General features: G+C 66.0%; 20 protein-coding genes and 1 pseudogene. 14 read left to right on the forward strand and 7 right to left on the reverse strand.

The window, feature by feature from the left end; genetic code table 11:
- Positions 1 to 273 precede the first annotated feature (273 nt).
- Both ftsH and IG65_RS37360 read right to left on the reverse strand, forming a co-directional pair.
- Positions 274 to 2292 (reverse strand): ATP-dependent zinc metalloprotease FtsH, encoded by a 2019-nt coding sequence (gene ftsH / locus IG65_RS0132040; protein WP_081879906.1) that lies wholly within the window; start codon positions 2290 to 2292, stop codon positions 274 to 276.
- 39 nt (positions 2293 to 2331) lie between these two features.
- Complete coding sequence (locus tag IG65_RS37360; protein WP_081879907.1) at positions 2332 to 2607, reverse strand: DUF1918 domain-containing protein; 276 nt, start codon at positions 2605 to 2607, stop codon at positions 2332 to 2334.
- 209 nt (positions 2608 to 2816) lie between these two features.
- On the opposite strand from IG65_RS37360, the gene IG65_RS0132045 reads away from it, so the two are divergent.
- Positions 2817 to 3236: a CBS domain-containing protein gene (locus tag IG65_RS0132045; RefSeq protein WP_030518694.1), complete on the forward strand. Its 420-nt coding sequence runs from the start codon at positions 2817 to 2819 to the stop codon at positions 3234 to 3236.
- 435 nt (positions 3237 to 3671) lie between these two features.
- Here the strand turns inward: IG65_RS0132045 and IG65_RS0132055 are convergent.
- A pseudogene (locus IG65_RS0132055) lies at positions 3672 to 4900 on the reverse strand (IS256 family transposase).
- Positions 4901 to 5176: 276 nt separating this feature from the next.
- On the opposite strand from IG65_RS0132055, the gene IG65_RS0132065 reads away from it, so the two are divergent.
- The 4 genes from IG65_RS0132065 to IG65_RS0132090 all read left to right on the forward strand — a co-directional run bounded on the left by IG65_RS0132065 (position 5177) and on the right by IG65_RS0132090 (position 9716).
- A complete protein-coding gene (locus IG65_RS0132065; RefSeq protein WP_030518697.1) occupies positions 5177 to 6220 on the forward strand; it encodes a YdcF family protein in 1044 nt (347 codons plus the stop codon).
- A gap of 731 nt (positions 6221 to 6951) precedes the next feature.
- Positions 6952 to 8226, forward strand: a complete 1275-nt coding sequence (locus tag IG65_RS0132075; RefSeq protein WP_036526352.1) for a lipase family protein — start codon at positions 6952 to 6954, stop codon at positions 8224 to 8226.
- 342 nt (positions 8227 to 8568) lie between these two features.
- Complete coding sequence (locus IG65_RS36300) at positions 8569 to 9183, forward strand: hypothetical protein (protein ID WP_051757282.1); 615 nt, start codon at positions 8569 to 8571, stop codon at positions 9181 to 9183.
- Positions 9184 to 9239: 56 nt separating this feature from the next.
- Complete coding sequence (locus IG65_RS0132090; RefSeq protein WP_036526356.1) at positions 9240 to 9716, forward strand: hypothetical protein; 477 nt, start codon at positions 9240 to 9242, stop codon at positions 9714 to 9716.
- Positions 9717 to 9765: 49 nt separating this feature from the next.
- On the opposite strand, the gene IG65_RS0132095 is transcribed toward IG65_RS0132090, so the two are convergent.
- Positions 9766 to 10272, reverse strand: a complete 507-nt coding sequence (locus IG65_RS0132095) for a hypothetical protein (protein ID WP_231509572.1) — start codon at positions 10270 to 10272, stop codon at positions 9766 to 9768.
- Positions 10273 to 10383: 111 nt separating this feature from the next.
- Between IG65_RS0132095 and IG65_RS0132100 the strand changes: the two genes are divergently transcribed.
- Positions 10384 to 10674 carry a DUF427 domain-containing protein gene (locus IG65_RS0132100; RefSeq protein ID WP_030518702.1) on the forward strand — a complete coding sequence of 97 codons (291 nt, stop codon included), beginning with the start codon at positions 10384 to 10386 and terminating at the stop codon, positions 10672 to 10674.
- A 135-nt stretch (positions 10675 to 10809) separates the two neighbouring features.
- Here the strand turns inward: IG65_RS0132100 and IG65_RS0132105 are convergent, their stop codons facing one another.
- Complete coding sequence (locus tag IG65_RS0132105; protein WP_036526358.1) at positions 10810 to 11601, reverse strand: alpha/beta fold hydrolase; 792 nt, start codon at positions 11599 to 11601, stop codon at positions 10810 to 10812.
- A 413-nt stretch (positions 11602 to 12014) separates the two neighbouring features.
- Here IG65_RS0132105 and IG65_RS0132115 point away from each other — a divergent pair, with 413 nt between their 5' ends.
- From IG65_RS0132115 to xylB, 6 genes are all read left to right on the forward strand, one after another.
- On the forward strand, positions 12015 to 12863 hold the full coding sequence (locus tag IG65_RS0132115; protein ID WP_030518704.1) for a family 43 glycosylhydrolase: 849 nt from the start codon (positions 12015 to 12017) through the stop codon (positions 12861 to 12863).
- Between the two features lie 138 nt (positions 12864 to 13001).
- A complete protein-coding gene (locus IG65_RS0132120; protein WP_030518705.1) occupies positions 13002 to 14414 on the forward strand; it encodes an L-fucose/L-arabinose isomerase family protein in 1413 nt (470 codons plus the stop codon).
- A 2-nt stretch (positions 14415 to 14416) separates the two neighbouring features.
- The gene (locus IG65_RS0132125; RefSeq protein WP_030518706.1) at positions 14417 to 15898 is read left to right on the forward strand and encodes an FGGY-family carbohydrate kinase; all 1482 of its coding nucleotides are present in this window, start codon (positions 14417 to 14419) and stop codon (positions 15896 to 15898) included.
- Positions 15891 to 16898 carry a glycoside hydrolase family 172 protein gene (locus tag IG65_RS0132130; RefSeq protein WP_036526361.1) on the forward strand — a complete coding sequence of 336 codons (1008 nt, stop codon included), beginning with the start codon at positions 15891 to 15893 and terminating at the stop codon, positions 16896 to 16898. The genes IG65_RS0132125 and IG65_RS0132130 overlap by 8 nt, the downstream gene beginning before the upstream one ends.
- Entirely contained in the window at positions 16899 to 17879 is a 981-nt protein-coding gene (locus IG65_RS0132135; RefSeq protein ID WP_030518708.1) for a zinc-dependent alcohol dehydrogenase family protein, read from the forward strand.
- Positions 17880 to 19277: a xylulokinase gene (gene xylB, locus IG65_RS0132140; RefSeq protein WP_030518709.1), complete on the forward strand. Its 1398-nt coding sequence runs from the start codon at positions 17880 to 17882 to the stop codon at positions 19275 to 19277.
- Positions 19278 to 19430: 153 nt separating this feature from the next.
- Here xylB and IG65_RS0132145 read toward each other — a convergent pair whose 3' ends face one another.
- Positions 19431 to 19910, reverse strand: coding sequence for a hypothetical protein (locus IG65_RS0132145; protein WP_081879910.1), 480 nt, complete (start codon positions 19908 to 19910; stop codon positions 19431 to 19433).
- A gap of 14 nt (positions 19911 to 19924) precedes the next feature.
- Positions 19925 to 21277 carry a hypothetical protein gene (locus IG65_RS0132150; RefSeq protein WP_156055888.1) on the reverse strand — a complete coding sequence of 451 codons (1353 nt, stop codon included), beginning with the start codon at positions 21275 to 21277 and terminating at the stop codon, positions 19925 to 19927.
- 493 nt (positions 21278 to 21770) lie between these two features.
- Between IG65_RS0132150 and IG65_RS38185 the strand changes: the two genes are divergently transcribed.
- Positions 21771 to 21938, forward strand: a complete 168-nt coding sequence (locus tag IG65_RS38185; RefSeq protein ID WP_156055889.1) for a hypothetical protein — start codon at positions 21771 to 21773, stop codon at positions 21936 to 21938.
- Positions 21935 to 22570: a hypothetical protein gene (locus IG65_RS0132160; protein WP_156055890.1), complete on the forward strand. Its 636-nt coding sequence runs from the start codon at positions 21935 to 21937 to the stop codon at positions 22568 to 22570. The genes IG65_RS38185 and IG65_RS0132160 overlap by 4 nt, the downstream gene beginning before the upstream one ends.
- The last annotated feature ends 7 nt before the right edge of the window (positions 22571 to 22577 follow it).

Genomic DNA, 22577 nt, shown 5'->3' on the forward strand with positions numbered 1-22577 from the left:
CACCAGCATCGGAGCAGGCCCGCCCTTCACGGCGGAGCCACACGGGACAAATGGGGAATTTCGGTGAGCGTCAGTGGGGAATTTCAGTGAGCGCCGTCAACCGCCCAGCGCGGCTGGGTGGAACGTGACGAGGTGATCAACACCTGGCCCCTGGATCGACTGCGTCGCTTCCTCAGGATCGCGCGCGGGCAGCACTCGACGGCAGGGGCGAATGGCATCTGAAATCTGACCTCGGTCAGCTGACCCGAGCCGACCGTCGGCGCCATGGACTGCTCACCGCATCGTCCTCGAGCCGCCGAGGCCGGGGATGGTGCGGCCATCTCTCGGGAGCTCCGGCTCTGCGGCGGCCGGACGTACGCCAGGATGTGGCGCAACCGTGGCGGCGGGAACGGGTTCGCAGCGGTCGGTCGGGACAGCGATCCCCAACAGGTCGTAAACCCTTGCGCCGTCGACGGTTTCGTGTTCCAACAGCAGCTCGACCAGACGTCGAAGCACGTCGCGGTGGGACTCGAGCAGGTCGATGGCGCGACGCTCCGCCTCACGCAGCAGGCGTGCGACGTCGGTGTCCACCATCGCCTGCGTGGCTTCGGCAAACGGCCGGCTCGACATCTGTGTTCCGCTGCCGCCGAGAAAGACCGATCCGCCCTGGGGGTATCCGACCGGGCCCAGGGCCGGGGACAGCCCGAACTCGCGCACCATCTTTGTAGCGAGTTCCGTTGCCTGGGCCAGATCGTTCGCGGCTCCGGTGGATCCTTGACCGAAAACGGTCAATTCGGCGGCTCGGCCGCCCAGCCGTACGGCGAGGGTGTCGACAAGGTAGTCCTCGCTGTAGAGATGGCGTTCGACCAGCGGTAGCTGTTCGGTCGTGCCGAGTGTCTGCCCGGCCGGAAGGATCGTCACCTTCGCGATGGGGTCCGCGTGTGGGCACAGCGCGGCAATCAGGGCATGGCCTGCCTCATGGACTGCCACGGCGTGCTTCTCGCTGGGCAGCAACACATTCGATCCCTCGCGGCGGCCGAGCAGAATCCGGTCGCGGGCGGTGTCGAAGTCGAGGGCTCGGATCGTGTATCGATCGTCGCGGACTGCGCAGATCGCGGCCTCGTTGGCAAGGTTGGCCAGATCGGCGCCGGAGAACCCCGGGGTGCTGCGCGCCACGCGCTGCAGATCGACGTCGGATTCGAGGTGTTTACCGCGGCAGTGAACTCCCAGAATCGCTGCCCGTTCTTGCAGCGTCGGCAACGGGATCGTCACCTGCCGATCGAAGCGGCCCGGTCGCAGCAGCGCCGGATCGAGAATTTCGGGTCTGTTGGTCGCCGCCAGAACGACGATGCCGACCGCAGGATCGAACCCGTCCATCTCCGCCAACAGCTGATTGAGGGTTTGTTCGCGTTCGTCGTTGGCTACCGCCGTCGCAGACCCCCGCCGCGACCCGATCGCGTCGATCTCGTCGACGAACACGATCGCTGGGGCTCGTTTGCGAGCCTCGGCGAAAAGATCTCGCACTCGGGCCGCGCCGACGCCCACGAACATCTCGACGAAACTCGAACCGACCACCGAGAGAAAGGGGACATCGGCTTCACCGGCCACCGCGCGCGCCAAGAGGGTCTTGCCGGTACCGGGCGGGCCGATCATCAGGACTCCCCGCGGCGCTACCGCTCCGGCGCGCTGATATCGCTGTGGCGCCTTCAGGAAATCGACTACCTCGGCGATCTCTGCTTTGGCGCCCGTATAGCCAGCGACATCGGCAAATGTGGTTCCCGGCCGCTCGGTATCGAACACCTTGGCTTTCGACTTCCCGACGCCCATCGTGGTGCCGAGTTGACTCGAGGCCCGGCTTCCGGCCCGCCGAAGCCACCAGAACAGCAGCAGGAAGGGAGCGATCATCAGCACCCACGTCAACACTTGCGATGCCCCGGAGCGGGTGGCGGCCGGAGGTGATGCGCTCACCGAAACCCCCGCCTTCTCGAGGCGGTCCAGCAGCTGCGGCCCGGCCTGAGCGGGAATTACGGTGGTGTAGTCGTGGCCGTCGCCCAGCGTGCCCGAGGCCCGTCCGGACGACTGGAGCGTGACAGTCTTGATCTGATGTGCATCGATATCCGAGACGAACTCGCTGTAGCCGAGCTGACGCGGAGACGGCTTCGATTTCTCCAGTCCGGGCAGCCATATCGACGCCGCCAGCACGGCGACGAGCGCGCCGACCGGGACGAGCCACCACAGCCACGCTTTGCCCGACCGCGGCGGGACCGGCGTCGGCGGGGTCCCCGCCGGCGGACCGCTCGCGAGTCTACTCATGAGGCCTCCTGGCCATGCGTGCCTCTGTGCGCGCTGCCGTCAATGTCGCGGTCCGGCGCCGTGTGCGCCCGGCACGTGCTGCATGGACGAATAGCGTTCCGCCGCAACAGCTTCCTGCTTGCGTAGTTGCTCAGCGGGCCGAACGTAGGCATCTGTACTGGGGAAGAACAGCGCTCGGTGGCCGGTATCGGTCCAGTGCACGAGGTACGGAGGCGCTCCCTCACTCCCGTGCACCTCCTCGATCAACCCGTGGCGTACCGCGCCGCCTACCTCATGACCCTCCACGACCAGCCAATCTCCGGGCTTCGCATACATCTGCCGGCACCTCCTCACCGACGATCATGGTCATTCGGAGGGTCTGCCAACAGGGTCGTTGGGCCCACACCGCCCACTACACCCGAGACCGACCCGTCCGGCCGCCGGGCACGTCCGGCGTGGGGGAGGCCGGGGACCTTTGCCCCTTCCGGTCGCGTACCGGCGGGGCGATGGTGAGAAGGATCGAAATGGCCGAACAGGAGGACGAGATGACAACTGCGAGACAGATCATGCACTCGGGTGCCACCTGGATGTCACGTGCGAACACAATCGAGGACGCGGCCCGCACGATGCGGGAACTCGACGTGGGAGTGTTGCCGATCAGCGATGAGCACGAGCGGCTGTGCGGAATCGTCACCGACCGCGACATCGTCGTGAAATGCCTTGCCCTGGGCCATGACCCGGCGACGACGACATGCGCCGATCTCTGCGAAGGAACTCCCCGCTGGATCGACGCCGACGCCGACGCGCGCGACGTTCTCAAAGAGCTGGAAGACCACCAGATCAAACGGCTGCCGGTCATCGAGAACAAACGGCTGGTGGGCATGATCAGCGAAGCTGACATCGCACGACACCTCCAGGACGAAGAAGTCGCGGAGTACGTGGAGCGGGTGTACGCGCGCGGCTGATCACGCCGCGACGGCAAGACAGCGCCGCTACCCGCGTAGCCGCACTGTTCTGCCGGCACCGATACCTGGCGACGGTCGCTGGATCGTCGCCAGGAGCGTGCCGTGATCGGGCCATCCCTAGACCAGACTGGACGCTGGAGGCAATGGCATGCGCAGACCCGAACAGCCCGCGGTTGTCGATGAGTTCGGACTATCTGCGGCCGCCCTGATCACGGTCACCGAACGGCATCTGCGGCGGGACGACACCGGGAAGATCTGCGAGTCGACCGGTCAGATCATTGAGCGGGTCGCCACATTCGGCGGCGCCGAAGAACTGTACCGCCCCGGCGCCGCCGGCCATTGGGGCCGAACGGCTTTCCGCGCTGCTGCGCAACCGCGAGCGGTCAAGTCCAATTGCGTGGTGTATCGGGGTGATTGCCGCGTGATCCTGGTGGGTCAGGCGGTCAGTGCTGGGGTGTCCTCCTGTTCGATGGGTTCGGATTGGCCGCGGGAGCGGGCCAGGACGTCGAGGCCGAGGTAGCGTCGGCCTTCGATCCATTCGTCGTGCTGTTCGGCGAGGACGGCTCCGACGAGTCGGATGATGGCTTGCCGGTCGGGGAAGATGCCGACGACGTCGGTGCGGCGGCGGATTTCCTTGTTCAACCGCTCTTGCGGGTTATTCGACCAGATCTGGCGCCAGATCTGCTTGGGGAACGCGGTGAACGACAACAGGTCCGCTCGTGCGGTGTCGAGGTGAGCGGCCACTTTCGGCAGCTTCTCGCCCAGCGCGTCGAGCACCCGATCATATTGAGCGGCAACCGCTTCGGCGTCGGCTTGATCGAATACCGAATGCAGCAGGGTCCGCACCCACGGCCACGACGATTTCGGCGTGATCGACATCAGATTCACCGTGTAATGCGTCCTGCAGCGTTGCCAGGCCGCCCCGGGCAGGGCGGCGCCGATCGCGGCGACCAAACCGGCGTGCGCGTCAGAGGTCACCAGACTGACCCCGGACAAGCCCCGGGCGACCAGATCGCGGAAGAACGCCAGCCAGCCGGCGCCGTCTTCGCCGCTGGTGACCTGGATACCGAGGATTTCGCGGTATCCGTCGGCGTTGACACCGGTAGCGACCAGAGCGTGCACGTTCACCACACGCCCGTTCTCCCGCACTTTCAACACCAGCGCGTCGGCGGCGACGAACGTGTACGGGCCTTGATCCAACGGCCGGGTCCGGAACGCTTCGACCTGGGCGTCGAGCTCGCCGGCCATGATCGACACTTGAGACTTGGAAAGCTTTGTCACACCCAATGATTCGACCAGCTTCTCCATCCGGCGGGTGGACACGCGAGCAGATAGCAGGTGGCCACCACGCTGGTGAGCGCGCGTTCGGCGCGTTTGCGGCGCTCGAGCAGCCAATCCGGAAAGTAGCTGCCCTGGCGCAGTTTCGGTATCGCGACATCAATGGTGCCGACACGTGTGTCGAAATCGCGGTGTCGGTATCCATTTCGGCTGTTGACACGCTCGTCGGAACGTTCGCCGTAGCCGGCGCCGCACATCGAATCGGCCTCGCTGCTCATCAGGGCTTGGATGAACGTCGACATCATCTCCCGCAGCAGGTCCGGGCTCGCGACGGCGAGTTGATCGGACAGCATCTTGGACGGGTCGATAGGCTGGACAGAGGTCATCGCGTGAACTTTCTTTCCTTCAAGTGACTTGGCGGTCTTTTGAAGGATCACGCGGTGACCACCCTCTCCATCAGAGCCCGGCATCGGTTCGAACGTGGTGTCACGCGATGTCGGCGGAATGGGGAGGCTCCGCGCCACTGGTCTGTTTCCGGCGCTCCGGAATGGGAAATCGTCGGTACGTCGACCGGTCGCCGCGGATTTCTCGTCGCGCCGACGACTTCGGAGTGTCTTCGGCGCGGCGGCGGCCCGGTAGGGGCCGGAAGGAGTCTCGGGCGGATGCAGACGGCGACGTACCTGTCGATCGGCGGGCTTCTGGTGGGCAGCGGGGCGGTCCTGGCATTTCTCGCGGCGATCCGCGTGGCCTTGGAGCCTCGCCGGCTCTCGACGGGATTCGTCCTGCTGGCGGCGGTCACCCTGCTGGGCGTCGGCGGCGCGACCGCGGTCGTCGGACTCGGCCCCGACGTGCCTTCGTCGTTCGGGGTGGTCGTGGTACTCACGGCTCCGTTCGCCGTGGCCGGTATCGCGTTGCTGGTCAACGGAATCGAGCTGATGTCACGGGAGGGGTTCGCGGCGACCACCGCGTTGCCGGTCGTGCTGGGGGCCGGCTTGATCGGCGCGGTGGCCGCGGTCGTCACGGTCGCGTCCGGTCCGGCGATGCCGAGCTGGGCCATTCAGTCCATCGTTCTGGTCGCCGCGGTCGCGGTCTATTTCGTGGCGCATCTGATCGCGTTCGGAGGCTACGCACTGATCTACGGCAGCCTGGCGGCTCGTCCCGAAGCCGATGCGGTGGTGATTCTCGGTTGCGGCCTGAATCGCAGATCGGTCACGCCGCTGCTGGCCGCGCGACTGGACCGAGGTATCGACGCCTACCGCACGGCGCTGCGGTCCGGACGCCGACCGGTCCTGGTTACCTGCGGTGGACAGGGTCCCGACGAGGCGACGACCGAAGCCGACGCGATGGCGCGCTACCTCACCGCCCGCGGCGTCAGCGGACACGCCATCGTCCGAGAACGGCACTCGCGCAATACCGCCGAGAATCTGCGTAATTGCCTGCGCGAGCTGAACCGGCGCGGTATCGATCCGGAGCAGCTCCGAATCACGGTGGTAACCAGTAACTTTCACGTTCTCCGGACGGCCGGGCTGACCCGCCGCCTCGGTATCGATGCCCAGGTCCTGGGGTCTCGGACCGCTGCCTATTTCCTGCCCGCCGCCTTCTTGCGCGAATTCGTCGCGGTATTGGCGTCCCATTACCGGCGCAGCCACATCACGGTCGCGGTCTCGCTTCTGGTCGTCCTGCTGGCCGTGATGGCCCTGCCCTGAACATCGGGCCGTGCTTCACGCCGGGCGGGTGAGATGACGGGCCGGTTCTGTCCGGTGAACCGGCCAGTCCGAAGACGACGTCGCCACGACCGGGACGCTTCCACCCGGCGACGCTGAATCGGCCGTGCCGCCCTATGAGGGCCGCCGGACGAGCGCGGAAGCCGAGGACCAGCCTCGGGAATCACGGCCGCAGTAATCGCGCCACCGCGAGTCGGTTCACCTCGCGGGTTTACGGCGAGGAGATCCACTCTGCCGCATTGCTCGCCACCGTGGGCGACGGCCCGGACAACGCGATGACGGAATCGTTCTGTGCCTCGCAGCAGATCGAACTACTCGACTGCCAGAAATGCACGATTCGCCTCGATTCGTGAACGCAATCCTCGACATCGAGATTTTCCACAACCGTCGGCGCCGCCACTCATCAGCGGCCGTCGAGTAGTTTCGTCGCCCTTCAGCCGCTGTTTCCCGCTCAGAGCACCGATATCTGCGCGACCACGAATTATGTGTCGATTTCGCAACCCGCTTTCGTGGTCAGGATCGCAGACGCTTGCTAAAGTCGCTTCCCGCGACCCCGCAGAAGACGGCACTCCCGGCACTATCGTCCGAACAAAAGGATGTGGCTTGTGAGAGGGTTTCTGGCAGTTGTGGTAACCGTTTTCTTCGGTTGCGCCTGGTTGGGTGAACAGCCCGCTCGGGCGGACGAGGGTCCTTCTGTCGAGCCGACACCGCAGGTGTCGCAGGGGGGTGCTCCGCCCTCGCCGCTGCAGGTCTGGATCGACCAGAACATCAAGCCGCCGCAGTTGACTCCCGGCCCCGAGCAATCTCCCAGCGATCAGCAGGCGGCGTTGTGGCGGGCGATTTTGTCGTCGCCGACCGGGGATCAGACCTTCGATGCCTGGCCTGCGAATCTGGGCGCGCTGGAGCCGGGGCAGATCATCGAGTCGCGTGACGTGACGGCGACGACAGCGCAGCATATGGCGGCGCCGATCGAGCGGGCGGTGCTGTTGAAGTTTCGCTCGACCTCGGCGACGGGCACGCCCTCGTTCGGCACCGCCACATTGATCGTCCCGGCGGCGTCGTGGAACGGTCCGGGGCCTCGACCGGTGGAGGTGGACGCGATGCCGATCAACGCACTCGGGTTGCACTGCACGCCGGGCTACCAGTTGTCGCACGGCATACTCGATCGGACCAACACCGATCTGGTCTGGTTTCTGCCGGCTATCTGGTCGGCCCTGAACAAAGGGCATGCGGTTCTCCTGCCCGACCATGAGGGCCCGCTGATGGCGTACGGCGAGACGAATGTGGCCGGGCACATGATGCTCGATTCGATTCGCGCCGTGCGTAATGCCTTGCCGGAGTTCGGTAACAGTCGTTATGTGGTCGAGGGTTACTCGGGCGGAGCGATCGCCGCGTATGCCACTGCGATGTTGCAGAGGGAGTACGCGCCGGATCTGTCGGACGTTCTGGTGGGCGTGGCCTCGGGGGGACTGGCGGCCGACTACCGGGATATCGCCCACCGTTTCAACGGCGGGATCGCCTCCGGCATTCTGTTGTCGGTGTCGACGGCGATAGCGCGTGAGCATCCGGAGGTGCTGCAGTATATGAATCATCTCGCGCAGTGGGTGACGACGTCGCCGACGCGGGATCTGTGTGGTGACGCCGATGGACCGCTCGGCGTGATCGGTATTCCGATGGATGTGGCGACGAATATCAGCAACCCACTCGACAGTCCGATGGCCGACAATCTGTTTCGCCAACTGGATTTGTCGGACCGGACGTCGGGTGTGCCGCTGTATATCTATCACGGTGCGTGGGATCCCTGGATTCCCCTGGAGGACGCTCAGCGTATGTACGGTGAACAATGCAGCCGCGGCGTTCCGGCCGTTTTCCGCACGGTGCCCGGCGAACATCTGAGTAGTTACGTCACCAGCTATCCGGGACTCAGCGAATGGATCGACGGGCGGCTGCGCGGCGAACCGGCACCGAGTGAATGCCCCGGGAGGTAGCTCGTAATCGTGGCCGTCTGCGCGGCGTGACGGCGTTGCGGCAGAACCGTTTTCAGTAGCCAAAATCTTCCCCACGCGGATTTCGGCTGTCGATTCGCTGGGCCATCGAGTCGAACATCTCGAACGCTTGCTGGCGAAAATCGCGCTGGCACAATCCTGCTTCCGGGACAACCACCTGCTGCAGGCGTGGTCCATGAGCGTCGTACTGTTCGGCACTCTGATCCTCGTCTACGGGCTCACGAAATTCGCTGTGGCCGAGTATCTTTGCGGGTGTCCTCGGGGCGACGTCATAGATCGGATCCCGGTGCGGGAACGGTCGGACAAGCGTAGGAGATGTTTGGCATGTTCGACGACGATCTCGTGCGAGATTCGGTGGAGCGGGCCGATGCATTCCAGCGCGCGCTGGTCGCTACCCTGTGCCTGAATCGGGCGGCCGTTCTCGCCGCCACCGATCGGGCCGACCGCGAGGTCCCAGGACTCTGCCGGCTCATCGACGACTCACTCGAATACTGTCGCGCTCGCGCGGTCGGCACCCCACCACCGATCGGCCCGGAGCTCCTGGCCACGCGATTCCGCGACATTCTCGGCCCCGACGATTTGCCCTTCGAGGAACCCGACGGTGTGGCGGCCTGGTACATCGATGTGGTCTCGATAGCGGATTACGTCGTGAGGACGTGGAACGAGCCGGATGCCGGCGATTCTCGGTGCTTCGACGTCCTGGTCGCCTGCTACTCCCTGGCAGGAATGCTGCAAGACGATCCCCGGACCCCCAGCTCATGGGAGCTCGCCGAGCTCGAGACTGCGAGACAGATCAGCGACCTGCGAGCGGTGGACGGCCTAGCCGAGCCGATCGGCCCCGACCGCCTCGGCGCCCTGCTGGCGGAGTCGCAGCCGCTTCGCGAAGCGTACGCGAGGCGATTCCAGGACGTCCTGGCCGAACACGAACTCGAGCCGTGACGGAAATCGATGCATCGATTGCGCATCGAAACGGGGCGCGTGGGTACAGCCACTGCATGACCAACGACACCGACACAAAAGAGGTCGCGGACAGCGGCCTGGCCACCGAGGAGCAGCCCGCGGCCCGGCATCGTCGTCCCGGTGATGCCGGCGACGACGCGGTCCGGGCGGCCGGGACCTTGTCCGAAGCGCTGGAGACGATCGAACAGGCGCGTGGGAATTTGTACGCGTTTCACCGCCTGACCGGTCGTGCCGATCTACTGTTGGACAGCGCTGTCGATCAACTCGTCGCCGCGGACCGCCCGGACTTGGCGGAGCGGGTGCGAAGCGAGTTGATCGGTCGCAACGTGCTACCGGGGCGATGGACATTTCAGATCGTGGAGGAATACGACGACGGGTATTACTCGGCATTCGCCGACATGGAACGCACGGTGCGCGATCAGCTTGTCGAAGGCCGGCGCCACGTCTTCGAAGCGGAGATGAAGGAACAGCGTCGCACCCGCGGACGACCGGACCACACCGCACGGCCGTAACCGGCACGGTTCCGCCGGCCCGCACGGGCAGCTACTCGACCGCGTCGAATCACGATCGCGACATGAGGCGCAACAGGCCGAGCTGCGGTTCCAGTGCGCCGTCCTGGCCGAGGGCACGGAAATCTGCCTCCACGGCGTCGGCATCGAGGCGGCCCGCGCGCACCGCGCGGTAGCGCAGGAACGACCATACGAACACGTCGAGGTGGTCGAAGCGGGTGCCGCCCTCGAGGACCTCCTCCTCGTGGAACCACAGTGCCACTCGACCATTGGTGAGGACGCAGAAAAGGTTTCCGCCGCCGTCGGCGCCGACGGAGAAGAGGTCGGCGTCGGTGAGTTCGGTGGTGTAATCCGCGTCGAGGATTCCGCAGTCGTTGCCGGCGAAGTCGAAGCCGTACGACCAGTCGAATATGTCGAGGAACTGTGGCATCACCCTCGAGCGCACCCAGGCATCCAGCGCGGCGAGCGCGGCCGTGGACGGTCCCGCGCCGCCCCTGTACCGCCGGTCGTCCTTCGCCGACAGCGTGGTCGTTCCGTCGGCATCGGTCTCGGCGAACACCGAGTGCGTATTGTCGACGCCGCCGGGGCCCGGCTCGACGGGTCTACCACGATCTCCTCCCGCAGCTGTTCGCCGCTGGGACCCGCTCGCCGATCGAGGCAGAATAGAAGCATGGCAAAGGCAACGGTCAACGGTGTCACCATCGCAGAGTCCGACCGCTACGAAACAGTGGAGGGCAATATCTACTTCCCGCCGGAATCGATCAAGAAGGAGTACTTCACGCCCACCGAGACGCACACCATCTGCCCGTGGAAGGGTCGTGCGAGCTATTACACCGTGGATGTCGGTGACGGAAATCCCCTCGTCGACGCCGCGTGGTACTACCCCGAGGCGAAGCGGGCGGCGGCCAACATAGAAGGTCACGTCGCCTTCTACAAGAACAAGGTCTCCATCCACGAGTGATCCACCTCGTCCGCCGGCACTGATGTTGCGGGGACGCGCAGAGAATCGCTTCCGGGGCCGGTAGGCGAGGCAGGTCAGTGATCGGCAACGCAACCGGTCGCGCCGGCTGCTGCGCGGGTCAACGGAGGCTCGGGATCACCCGGGTAGCGACTTCGACAGGAACTCCAGCAGGTGCGGCTCCACGGCGTCCGCATCGGTGAGCGAGAGGAAGTGCGCGCCGCCGTCGACGATCACCGGCGGTCCGGCGTTGGGCAATGCCGCGGCCAACTCGACGGCCCGGTCCACCGGGTAGGCGGCGTCCGCCGACCCGTGCAGGACCAGGGCGGGGCAGTCGATCTCGGAAGCTCGGTCGAGGATGCTGTCCCGCTCGACCAGCGGGGTCAGGACGCGGTCGATGTGATCTCCGGAAAGCTTGCGCCACTTGGCCTGCCACTCGGTTGCGTCGTGCCGGCCCAGGCAGATGGCGGCGTTCATGTCTAGCAGGTCCTGCGTCGGACCGAGTTCTCGCCATGCGGCAGCGGCCTGCCGGTAGGCGTCGGCGACCTGCGGGTCCTCGGCGGCGCCCGACGTTCCGAGCAACACCAGCGCGGCCACCCGGTCCGGTGCCAGGAGTGCCATTCGCAAACCGACGAATCCGCCCTGACTCGTACCCAGCACCGCGCACCGGGCGATTCCGAGGTGGTCGAGCAAGCCGAGTGCGTCGCGGGCCACGTCCCAATAGGTGAAGGGGCCGTCGGCGGGCGTTTCGCCGTGGCCGCGCTCATCCATGGCGATCAATCGGCAGGACTGGCCGAGCGAACGTACCTGCGGGGCGAACATGTCCGCGTCCATCAGGTAGCTGTGCAACAGCAGGACGGCGGGGCCGGAACCGCCGTGGTCGACATAACTGACGACTTGGCCGCTGTCGAGCGTCATCGCTGTCCGCATGCGGCGCAGTCTATTCGGAAGCGGCGATACCGAGATTGTCCCCACCGATGGGAATGGTGTCGCCGATTCCGCTGCACGCATGGATTCGTGGCCGATGTCGGGCGATCAGGGTGAGGCCGGCTACGAGTGGGTGGTGAAGTGCAGCGCGATGTGGCCGCTCTCCATCGCGGTGTCATCTACCGTGTCTTGGGATGCCGAGACGGTCGTTCACCGGCCTGCGAGGTGAGCGGCCTGCCCGGCTGAATCTCGTATCGGCCGGAGCTGCGGGCAGAGCCGATCCGCAGTAGCCGTCCCCGGCAGCTTCGCACCCGGTACGGCGAACGCGACTGAGGAGAGCGGTGGCAGATGACCGAGATCGAATGTCGAGAAGGACCGCGACCGAGCCTGCTCGTCCGGGGCGATCGGCACGCCGGATGGTGAGCGTTCGGGCCGGGCGTTTCCACACGATCTACGACCCGAGCGCCGGCGAGTCGCAGCGATGGTACATCAACGACCACACCATCATTCGCGACGAAGCGGGCCGCTGGCACCTGTTCGGCATCACCCATACCGAACCGGCGGATCCGTTCGACGAGATCGAATTCGCCCACGCCAGTGCCGACGATCTGCAGGGCCCGTGGACCAAACACCCGTCGGCTCTGGTGGTGGACCGCGACTACGGCGAGACGCACCTGTGGGCGCCGTACGTCATCCGCGCCGACGGCCGCTACCACATGTTCTACGCGGGCGGTGGTGACGACCGCACCGCGGCGGCGATCTGTGTGGCCACCTCCGACGACCTGTTCGAGTGGACCCGCGAACCGACCGGGCCGGTGTTTCGCGACGGGTACGACGCCCGCGATCCGATGGTCGTGTGGATCGACGGCCGCTGGGTGATGTACTACGCCGCGACGAGTTCGCCGACGGGCGGCAACTACGTGGTCGCATACCGCACGAGTACCGACCTGCGCACCTGGAGCGAGCGGCACATCGCGTTCACCGACCCCACGTCGGGCACCGAGGCCGGCAATACCGAATCACCGTTCGTGTTGTCCCACAACGGATCCTGGTATCTGTTCATCGGCCCGCGACCCGATTACGTCGGCACCGACGTGTTCCGCGGCGACAGTCCCTACCACTTCCGGATCGACGACCGTGTCGGCCACATCGCCGCGCATGCCGCCGAGGTGATCGACGACGGCGATCTGTGGATCACCAGTTGTGGCTGGGGTCAGGGCGGAGTCTCGCTGGCTTCCCTCGAGATCGGCAGAACCGCACCGTAGACCGTGCCCCGAGTGATATCTCTAGTGGTGCGAGCGCGGCCCGGAGGCGGCAGCCTGCGTTACCACCGAGGACCGTGCGGACCACCATCGGGCACAGCAGCGAGTAGTCCGACCGTTCGTCTCTGGAAGGGATCCGGCGTGGCACGTATCGGTGTGATCAGCATTTCCGACGGACGCGACTATGTGCACGACGGCATAGCCGAGTTCATCCGTACCAACGAGGACCGGCTCGTCGCCGAATTGACCTCCGCCGGACACGAGGTGGTGCGCGGCTCCGTGCCGGTCAGTACCAACACTCTCGCCGTCTCGGTGGCTCGCGAAGTCGCCTCGGCCGGAGTGGATCTGACGGTTCTGCACTACGCGGTGTGGGCGTTCCCGCACTTCACGATGCTCGTGCAGGGAGCCACGCCGGGAGCGTTGCTGCTGCTGTCCAATATCGACCCGGTCCAGCCCGGAATGGTCGGGATGCTGGCGGCCGGGGGAGCGCTGGATCAGATCGGCCGCACGCACACCCGGCTGTGGGGCGACCCGGCCGACGCGGATCTGATCGAGAAGATCGGTGTGCAGGCGGTGGCGGCGTCGGCGGTGTCGAGCTTGCGCGGCTCGACGTTCGGACGGTTCGGCGGCCGGCCGATGGGGATGAACACCGCCGTCGCGAATACCGATCAGTGGCAACGCATCTTCGGTGTCGACGTCGAGGAGATCGACCAGTGGGAGATCGTGCGCCGCGCGGAAAAGGCGGACGCGGCTGAAGTTTCCAAGGCCCGGACCTGGCTGGAGGAGACCACCGCAGGAGTGCACTACGACGGTGACAAACTCACGCCGGAGTTGCTGGAGCGCCAGATCCGCTCCTACCTCGCGGTGCGCGAGCTGATCGACGAATGGAATATCGACTTCTCCGGCATCAAGGGTCAGCCCGAACTCACCCAGTACTTCGCCACGATGGACGTCACGGAGGCGTTCCTCAACGACCCGTACGACTGGGACGGTCCGAAACCGACGCACGTGTGCGCGACCGAAGCCGACATGGACGGCGCGCTGACCATGCAACTGCTCAAACAGATCTCGGGGACGCCGGTGTTGTTCGCCGACGTCCGCCACTACCACGCGGACCGCGACATCTGGGATCTGTGCAACTCCGGCCAGCACGCCACCTGGTTCGCGGCGCGCAGCGACGATCCGGCCGAGAACCTGTCCCGCGTGCATCTGTTCCCCGAGGTGTTCTTCTTCCCCGCCGGCGGGGCGTCCGTCCATCATCTCGCGGCCCCAGGGCAGATGACGCTGGCCCGGCTCACGCGCAACGACGGCAACTATCGAATGCAGTTGATGCTCGGCGACTTCGAGACTTACGACGAGGCCACCAACGACGAATTGATGCGCCAGTCGACGCGCGAATGGCCGCATGCGTTCGCGCGGCTGGACGCTCGTGCCGAGGATTTTCTGTCCCGGTTCGGCGCCAACCACATCCACGCCGTGCCCGGTGACCATCGCGGGACCGTGCGCGCCGCGTGTGATCTGCTCGGTGTCACCGTGGACGAATTCACTCGGTGACCATGTTTCTCGGAATCGACATCGGCACATCGGGTTCCAAGGGCGTGCTGACCGACGCCGACGGCAAGGTCCTCGCGCGGGCCGAGTGTCCGCACGAGGTGTCGATGCCGCGACCGGGCTGGGTCGAGCACGACGCGGAAACCGTGTGGTGGGTTGATTTCGTCGCCATCGCTCGCGAACTGGTCGATGCCGCCGCCGGTGCTCGGCTGGAGGGGCTCGGGATCAGTGGTATCGGCCCGTGTCTGCTGCCCGCCGATGCGCAGGGCAACCCGCTGCGGCCGGCCATCCTGTACGGCGTCGACACCCGGGCAGGAGTCGAAATCGCCGAGCTGGCAGACGAATTGGGCGCTGCGGCCGTGCTCGAGCGGGCGGGGTCGCCGCTGACCAGTCAGGCTGTCGGACCGAAGCTGCGGTGGCTGGCGCGGCACGAGCCGCACGTGTACGAGCGCACGCGCATGCTGCTCATGGCGAGTTCCTTTCTCGTGCATCGGTTGACGGGGCGATACGTGCTCGACCATCAGTCGGCGAGCCAGTGCGTGCCCATGTACGACCTGCGCAAACGAGAATGGGCGAGCGATTGGGCCGAGCACTGTGCTCCGGGCCTGCCGTTGCCCGAACTCGCCTGGCCCACAGAGATAGCCGGCCGGGTGACTGCGGAAGGTGCTGCCGCAACCGGTCTTCCGGAGGGCTTGCCGGTCACCACCGGCACCGTCGACGCGTGGGCCGAAGCGGCCAGTGTCGGCGTGCGCGCTCCCGGCGATGCCATGGTCATGTACGGCACCACGATGTTCCTGGTCCAGATCCTCACCGAGCCGCGTCCGCATCCCGGCCTGTGGGGAACCTGCGGCGCGTGGCCCGAAACATATTCGCTCGCAGCGGGAATGGCGACCTCGGGCGCGGTCACCGATTGGCTGCGCCGCCTGGTCGGCGGAGACTTCGGTGACCTGGTCACGGAGGCCGGGAAGGTTCCGGCGGGCAGCCGGGGACTGCTGATGCTGCCGTATTTCGCCGGCGAACGAACACCGCTGTTCGATCCCGACGCTCGCGGCATGGTCGCCGGCCTCACCACCAGCCACGGCCGCGGCGAGCTGTACCGCGCCGCGCTGGAAGGAACCGCGTACGGAGTGCGGCACAACCTGGAAGCGATGGCCGACGCCGGCGGCCGCGCTCGACGTCTGGTCGCGGTCGGGGGTGGAACGAAGGGCGGGCTGTGGACCCGGATCGTGTCCGACGTGACCGGTCTGCCGCAGGAATTGCCGGCGGAGACTGTCGGTGCCTGTCTCGGCGACGCCATGCTCGCTGCGGAGGCGTCCGGCGTCGACACCTCCGGCTGGAACCCGGTGACGTCGACCGTCGAGCCGGAAGCCGCTCGGCAGGCGGTCTACGACCAGTACTACCGGCGCTACCGCGAACTCTACGAATCGACTGCGGATATCGCGCATTTCCTTGCTACCGAACAACATCGGGCGGCGAATAATGGCTGAACTCTGGCGACTCGATCGCGCGCGGACACGCTCGATCAGCCCCGAGAACCCGACCGGCGCGCCGGGGGCGGGCGCACGGGCGGAGACCGGCACCGGCGCGGGCGCGGCACGCGATCTCGGTGTGGGGTGGAAGGTGTCCCCGTCGATCGACCTCGCGGCCGGAGCCACCGCGACGCTGGCCGACGTATCCGGACCGGGTGTCATCCGGCACTTCTGGCTGACCACCGACCGCACACTGCTGCGCCGATTGACGCTGGCTTTCACCTGGGACGACGACCAACATCCGTCTATCGACGTGCCGCTGGGCGACTTCTTCTGCAACGGCTGGGACGAACTGGCACTGGTGAGTTCGGAAATGGTCGTGGTCGCACCCGCGGGTGGCCTGAACAGCTACTGGCCCATGCCTTTTCGCGAGCGCGTCCGTGTCACCCTGCATAATCCGACCGAACGTCCGGTGCCGGTCTACTATCAGCTCACCTACGACGAAACCGAGGTAGGCGAGGACGCAGGCTACCTGCATTGCCAACGGCGACACAGTAATCCGCTGGGCGCTCCGGCGGTGCACACCATCGTCGACGGCATTCGGGGCCGCGGACGCTACGTCGGCACCTATCTGGCGATCGCTCCCAACGCCCCGGGCTGGTGGGGCGAGGGCGAGATCAAATTCCATCTCGACGGAGACGACGAGTTCCCGACGATCTGCGGCACCGGCACCGAGGATTATTTCGGCGGCGCCTGGAACTTCGACCTCGACGGCGCGTACCGCGACTACTCCAGCCCGTATCTCGGCCTGCACCAAGTACTTCCGCGCGACGAGATCTACACGCCGCAACAACGATTCGGCATGTACCGCTGGCATGTGCGCGACCCGATCCGCTTCCACGAGGAACTGCGCGTCACGCTGCAAGCGCTGGGATGGCAGGACGGCGGGCGGTATCTGCCGCTGGCCGACGCCGATATCGCCACCACCGCATGGTGGTACCAGGAAAGGGGACGGTGAATGCGTGCGTTGGTGATCGAAAAGCCCGGTGAGTACTCGGTCCAGACTATTCCCGACCCGACCCCCGGCCCCGGCGAGGTGGTCGTCGAGGTGGCCGCGGTAGGAATCTGCGGTACCGACATCCACATCGTCGAAGGCGAATTCCCACCCACGCCCTATCCGATCGTGCCCGGCCACGAGTTCTGCGGTGAGATCGTCGACGGTCCGAGGTCCGGCGAGAAGGTGGCCGTGGACCCGTCGCTGTTCTGCGGCGCCTGCCACTACTGCCGCATCGGCCGCGGCAATCTGTGCGAACGCTGGGGCGCGATCGGCGACACGGTGAACGGCGCGATGGCCGAATACGTCGCGGTGCCGGAGGCCAACTGCTATGCGCTGCCGGCCGATCTGCCCGCCGCACACGGCGCGCTGGTGGAACCGCTGTCGTGCGCGGTGCACGGATTCGACGGATTACCACGCACATTGGGTGCGCACTACCTGATCTACGGCGCGGGCACCATGGGCCTGATGATGCTGCAACTCGCCGTGACCGCAGGCGCGACCTCGGTATCGGTGGTGGACCTCAACACCGACCGGCTGCAGGTAGCCCGCACACTCGGCGCCGACGTGGTCGCCACGAACGCCGACGAGTTCGACCGCCCGCACGGCTGGGAAGTCGTCATCGACTGCACCGGCGCGATCCCGGCGATCGAAGACGGCCTCACCCGAGTCCGCCGCGGCGGCACCTGCCAGCAGTTCGGCGTCGCCCCCGGCGAGGCGACGGCCTCCTTTTCACCCTTCCGCATCTATAACGACGAAATCACCATCGTCGGCTCGATGGCAGTGGTCCACAGCTTCGGCCGCGCCGTCGACCTCATGTGCAAGGGCGCCATCGACGCCGACACCATGATCACCCACACCTTCGGGCTCGACCAGTTCTCGGAAGCGCTGCAAGCCTTCCGCGACGGCATCGGCCGCAAGATCCAGATCGCCCCGCGCGGATAAATGGCAACCGTCGCCGGAGTGGACAGCTCCACGCAATCGTGCAAGGTCGTGGTGTGCGACGCGGACACCGGTGAGGTGTTGGCACGGGGATCCGCGCCGCACCCTGACGGAACCGAGGTTCCGCCCGAGGCATGGTGGACCGCATTGCAACAGGCGGGGGAGGGGTTGCTCGACAACGTCGACGCGGTATCGATCGCCGGCCAGCAGCACGGCCTGGTGGCGCTCGACGACTCGCACCGGCCAGTGCGAGATGCTCTGTTGTGGAACGATGTTCGCTCTGCCGATGCAGCCGACGACCTCGTCGCGGAACTGGGCGGACCGCAGGCGTGGCTGGATGCCGTCGGCAGCGTCCCCGTCGCCGCCTTCACTGCCGCGAAGTTGCGGTGGATGGCCGATCACGAGCCCGAACTCGCGGACCGGGTCACCCGGGTGATGCTGCCGCACGACTACCTCACCTGGCGGTTGCTTGGTGGTAGTGATGCCGCACCCACCACCACCGATCGCAGCGACGCCTCGGGCACTGGGTACTGGTCCGCAGTGGAGGGCCGGTATCGAGAAGACCTGCTGGCCTTGGCCTTCCGTAACCGGACCCCGCAACTTCCGAGGGTGCTGGAACCGTCCGAGAGCGCCGGACGCACCGCATCGGGCGCGCTCGTCGCCGCGGGAGCGGGGGACAACGCGGCTGCGGCACTCGGGCTCGGGATCGGCGATGGCGACGTGGTGATCTCGCTGGGCACCAGCGGCACGGCGTTCGCGCGCACCTCGCAGCTGCACACTGATGCGTTCGTCAACGGATTTGCCGACGCGACAGGACAATTCCTGCCGTTGGTGTGCACACTCAACGCCGCCCGGGTGCTCGAGGCGATGGCCACGGCTTTGAGAATCGGCATCGGCGAACTCGATGCACTGGGCCGCCAGGCCCCGCCGGGCGCCGACGGCCTCGTCCTGCTGCCGTACCTGTCCGGCGAACGCACCCCGAACCTTCCGCACGCGACGGGCAGCCTGCACGGATTGCGCGCGGAGACAATGCGACCCGCACACCTGGCCCGCGCCGCAGTCGAAGGCATGCTGTGCAACATGGCCGACGCGCTTGACCGACTACGCGCGGCCGGCGCGACACCTCGGCGCGTGCTGCTGATCGGCGGCGGTTCGCGTTCCGCGTTCGTCGCCGAGACCGCCGCGCATATTCTGGGTGCGGCGGTGACTGTCCCGGCGCCGGAGGAGTACGTCGCGCTCGGTGCTGCACGGCAGGCCGCGTGGGTATTGCGCGGTGGCGCTGAACCGCCGCGGTGGCCGGCGGCCGCGGCTGTCGAGATTCCGGCATCCGGCGACGATGCGGTGGGCGAAAGGATCCGCACCGCCTACACGCAGGCGCGAAATGCGTTGTACGGCAACTGAGCCCGTGCCACTGGTCACCGAGCCTGAAATGGCACCATAGTTCCCCCCTGCAGAAGGCTGAGATTTCGGACCACCGGACTTTGATCCGCCAGCGATCGAGGCTGGCGGTGAATTTCAGCGGGTGAGCTGTCCCTCCGCAATTCCTGCTTGAAGTTACCCGCGCATTGCACCGTCGGGCCACACGACTTCTACGGGCAACCCCTTCTGCCGCGCCAGCGCGACAACACTGCCGGTCCCGCTGCGTTCGCCGGCCTGCCCGTCCCACACAGCGATCAATCGATCGCACGACCCGAGCACAGCCTCGTTCGCAGCTTCGTAGGCGTCGGCACCGGCGTCTCCGAAATCCATCACACGCACCGTATCGGCTCGGCGCAACAATTCATCGAACAGCTCGGCATGGTCCTGCTTCACCTTCTGCTCACGGTAATTCCGCGACGGGAGTACCACTTCCAGGCGGCCCCCTTGATCGAGAACAGCCTGAGCGAACACTGAGTCAGCTCCACGGGCAATGCAGCTCACGCCGACCAAGTTGGCCGGGTCACCCGCATCGGCCAGATGGCCAACGATCTCGTCGTACACCAGCCGGGCCGTGTCTTTCGTGATGTTCATATGCCCAGTAACGCCGATATGCACGATCCACAACTCCTCTACACAGACACCGAAACCATCGGTCGCATACGGTCTCTCAGCTCGGCCACCGCGCCGACGCTCTGCAATTGCTCGGTCTGGTTGTACACCCTCAGCAGCTTCTTCCGCACACGGTCCGATCCGGTCTTCTCGACCGTATCCAACGCGGCCTGACCAAGACGGCACGCCTCCTTGAGCTCGCCTTCGATCATTCGAGCCTCCGCTATACCCAGTTGGTCGAGTGCCGAGCTTCGCAATCGATTAGATTGCCGCAGTGAGATCGCGTTGCTGATGGACTCGGCTGCCTCTCCCGCGAATGATGGTTCGCGGCGGGCAATTTCGAGTAGGCGACCGCCGAGGGTGCCGCGGAGTTCCGCAGCGTCGAAGTAGTTGATCCAGTAGGGATCTTCCGACGGGTCGCAATCAGCGAAGGCGCTGTCTACCTTATCGCAGGACCGGCGAAACGCGGATAGCCGGCCCAGCTTGCCGTATGCCCACGCCTCCCTCGTATGCAGCATCGCCCGTACTGTCGGAGTCACGCGATCGGCGAAGCGGTCCTGGGCAAGCCGAATGAGTTCCAGCGCATCTACGGCACGCTCGCGTTCACTGTCTGCCCGTTGGAAGGCCGTGCCGTAATGGTCCAACGACATCAATTGGCGGGCCATCCCCGCGATTGCGTTGGCGCACAGGGCTGGATCATCGGCGGCGTTCGCTGCACGGATCGCGAGCATGTAGTACTTCTGCGCCGTTTCCTGCTCACCGGAGTCCCACGACATCGTGGCGGTCGTTTCGGCGAGCAGTGCCAGAACGCGCAGCAATCGACGCTTGATCTGCGGCGGATGAGTATCCCGAAGCATCTCGTTGACCTCGCTGAGCTGGCCGACAACGGCCTTCCTACGCAAACCGCCACCGAACTGATCATCCCACTCGCGAAACACCCGTGCGGTGTTCTCCAGCTGTTCGATCTCCTGATAACCGGAGCCGATACCCAGATGATCCATTGTCGTGCAGTCGGTTTGGGTCGACAACCATCGTTCCAGTGGTTCGAGCAGCGCTAAGCCCACTACGACGCCTGCGAGTGCTTTCGATATTTGGCGCCGGTCCAACACCAGATCCTTCCTCGTCAGGTCATGAGCGATTGTCGTGCAGTCAGCGGACCATATGTCCACGCCCGAATCCGGGAGGACGACCTCGATGTGGGCAGGATGCGACGTGCCGGCAGTCGCGGCAACCCGTGAAGAGCGCTGATGCGCGACGAAGCGCCGCCGCTGTTCGGGCGTCGCCTGCTCCAGCATGGTGCTCATCAACTCGGCGAAGAAGGACGGAAGTTGGACGGTCGTTCCTCGGCGCTTCCACTTCTTCACGGTCGACACAGCGATTCCTGCGCGCTGGGCGAATTGGGGTTGAGACAACCCCAGCGCTTCGCGCAAAGCTGTCGCGTCGGCACCGGTCCATATGCCCTGCATACCCAATACCTCATCCCCTGCCGGAGGTGCGTGTACCAGCGTGAACCGAACGTATACCAGCGTGCCCCGCGTCAACCTTTCAATGCAAATCCTCCAGCGCCAAGGTTGATTCAGCCCCGCCGCCGGGTCGATGCCGGCGCTCTCGGCGCGCCGATCAACGCAGCAGTGACACCCCTGGTCGGTGGCAAAACGCTCCTCGGCGGCGGGTGCCTTACCACTGAAACAGCCCGGAGGAGCAGAACAGCATGAATCACGACCGCGTTCCGGTGAGCAACGTGGGGAGTGCCCACATCATCACGCTAGCCAATCTCGACTGTGCCGTGTGTGACTGCCCGGTCGAGCGGCAGGCGAGGCAACGGTTGGTCGATTCCGATCAGTCTGTGTCGGAAAGCAATAGGCGGTGACGGCGATGTCGTGGGGACTGGGCGTGGCGATCGGAATTCCCGTGGTGGTGGGTGTGCTGGCAGTCGCTTGGCCGGAACGGGTCGAGCGGGGCAAATCCGCCTACGACATCGAGGCACGGCGGCGGGCGTCGACCAGGATGGCCAAACGAGAGGACAGGGCATGAATACCGGAACACGGAATGTGCAGCGCCCCAGCGCAATCGGCCTGATACGTGCCGATGTATCGGGCGCGCGAGCGCCACTGCACGCTGAGCAGATCCGTCGCCATGCCGAGCGCATGGGGTACGTGCACGCCTACACGGTGCAGCCGCCAGCAGACGATGCCGACCCGATTGGCTACGCGCTCGGTCTCGCTGCCGGCCTGGGTGTCGACGCGATGATCGTCTACGACCTGGAAACCGTCGGGCACACCCCGAGCCGGGTGTGCGAGCTGTTCGATCTGGAGACGGTCTGTCCTCCGGTGACGTGGGCTGCAGCGGTGCTGAGCCCGGACGACGCGGCTCATAGGCATCCGGAACAGCCGCTCACGGTGGTCTCAGCGCAACGAATCATGCAGCAGCACTTGAAGTGTCACGCGATTTCGTGCGCGCGAAAGTCGAGCGCTTACAGCTTCCTTGTGCGCGAGGGCAAGATCGTCCCGCCCGTCGACACCCCGCGCGAGCGCGCCGCTGCCCGCCGCATTCCCTTCCGACCGCGACCTGACAGCGACGCCCCGCTACCGGAGGGCGTGAACCTGGAAACGCTGCTCGAGGTTCTGGCCGGCCTGGCCGAATACTCTCCAGTCGGGAAGCAGTAGCGGGACG

Origin of the sequence: Nocardia sp. NRRL WC-3656 (assembly GCF_000720265.1) — a bacterium.
Taxonomy (GTDB): Bacteria; Actinomycetota; Actinomycetes; order Mycobacteriales; family Mycobacteriaceae; genus Nocardia; species Nocardia nova.

Excerpts from the sequence above, each read along its gene's own strand:
- IG65_RS0132045 (WP_030518694.1), top strand. The coding sequence starts at position 2,817 with ATGACAACTGCGAGACAGATCATGCACTCGGGTGCCACCTGGATGTCA.
- IG65_RS0132115 (WP_030518704.1), top strand. The coding sequence starts at position 12,015 with ATGGTGAGCGTTCGGGCCGGGCGTTTCCACACGATCTACGACCCGAGC.
- ftsH (WP_081879906.1), bottom strand. The coding sequence starts at position 2,292 with ATGAGTAGACTCGCGAGCGGTCCGCCGGCGGGGACCCCGCCGACGCCG.
- IG65_RS0132130 (WP_036526361.1), top strand. The coding sequence starts at position 15,891 with ATGGCTGAACTCTGGCGACTCGATCGCGCGCGGACACGCTCGATCAGC.
- IG65_RS0132125 (WP_030518706.1), top strand. The coding sequence starts at position 14,417 with ATGTTTCTCGGAATCGACATCGGCACATCGGGTTCCAAGGGCGTGCTG.
- IG65_RS0132105 (WP_036526358.1), bottom strand. The coding sequence starts at position 11,601 with ATGCGGACAGCGATGACGCTCGACAGCGGCCAAGTCGTCAGTTATGTC.
- xylB (WP_030518709.1), top strand. The coding sequence starts at position 17,880 with ATGGCAACCGTCGCCGGAGTGGACAGCTCCACGCAATCGTGCAAGGTC.
- IG65_RS0132135 (WP_030518708.1), top strand. The coding sequence starts at position 16,899 with ATGCGTGCGTTGGTGATCGAAAAGCCCGGTGAGTACTCGGTCCAGACT.
- IG65_RS0132100 (WP_030518702.1), top strand. The coding sequence starts at position 10,384 with ATGGCAAAGGCAACGGTCAACGGTGTCACCATCGCAGAGTCCGACCGC.
- IG65_RS0132090 (WP_036526356.1), top strand. The coding sequence starts at position 9,240 with ATGACCAACGACACCGACACAAAAGAGGTCGCGGACAGCGGCCTGGCC.
- IG65_RS37360 (WP_081879907.1), bottom strand. The coding sequence starts at position 2,607 with ATGTATGCGAAGCCCGGAGATTGGCTGGTCGTGGAGGGTCATGAGGTA.
- IG65_RS36300 (WP_051757282.1), top strand. The coding sequence starts at position 8,569 with ATGTTCGACGACGATCTCGTGCGAGATTCGGTGGAGCGGGCCGATGCA.
- IG65_RS0132160 (WP_156055890.1), top strand. The coding sequence starts at position 21,935 with ATGAATACCGGAACACGGAATGTGCAGCGCCCCAGCGCAATCGGCCTG.
- IG65_RS0132065 (WP_030518697.1), top strand. The coding sequence starts at position 5,177 with ATGCAGACGGCGACGTACCTGTCGATCGGCGGGCTTCTGGTGGGCAGC.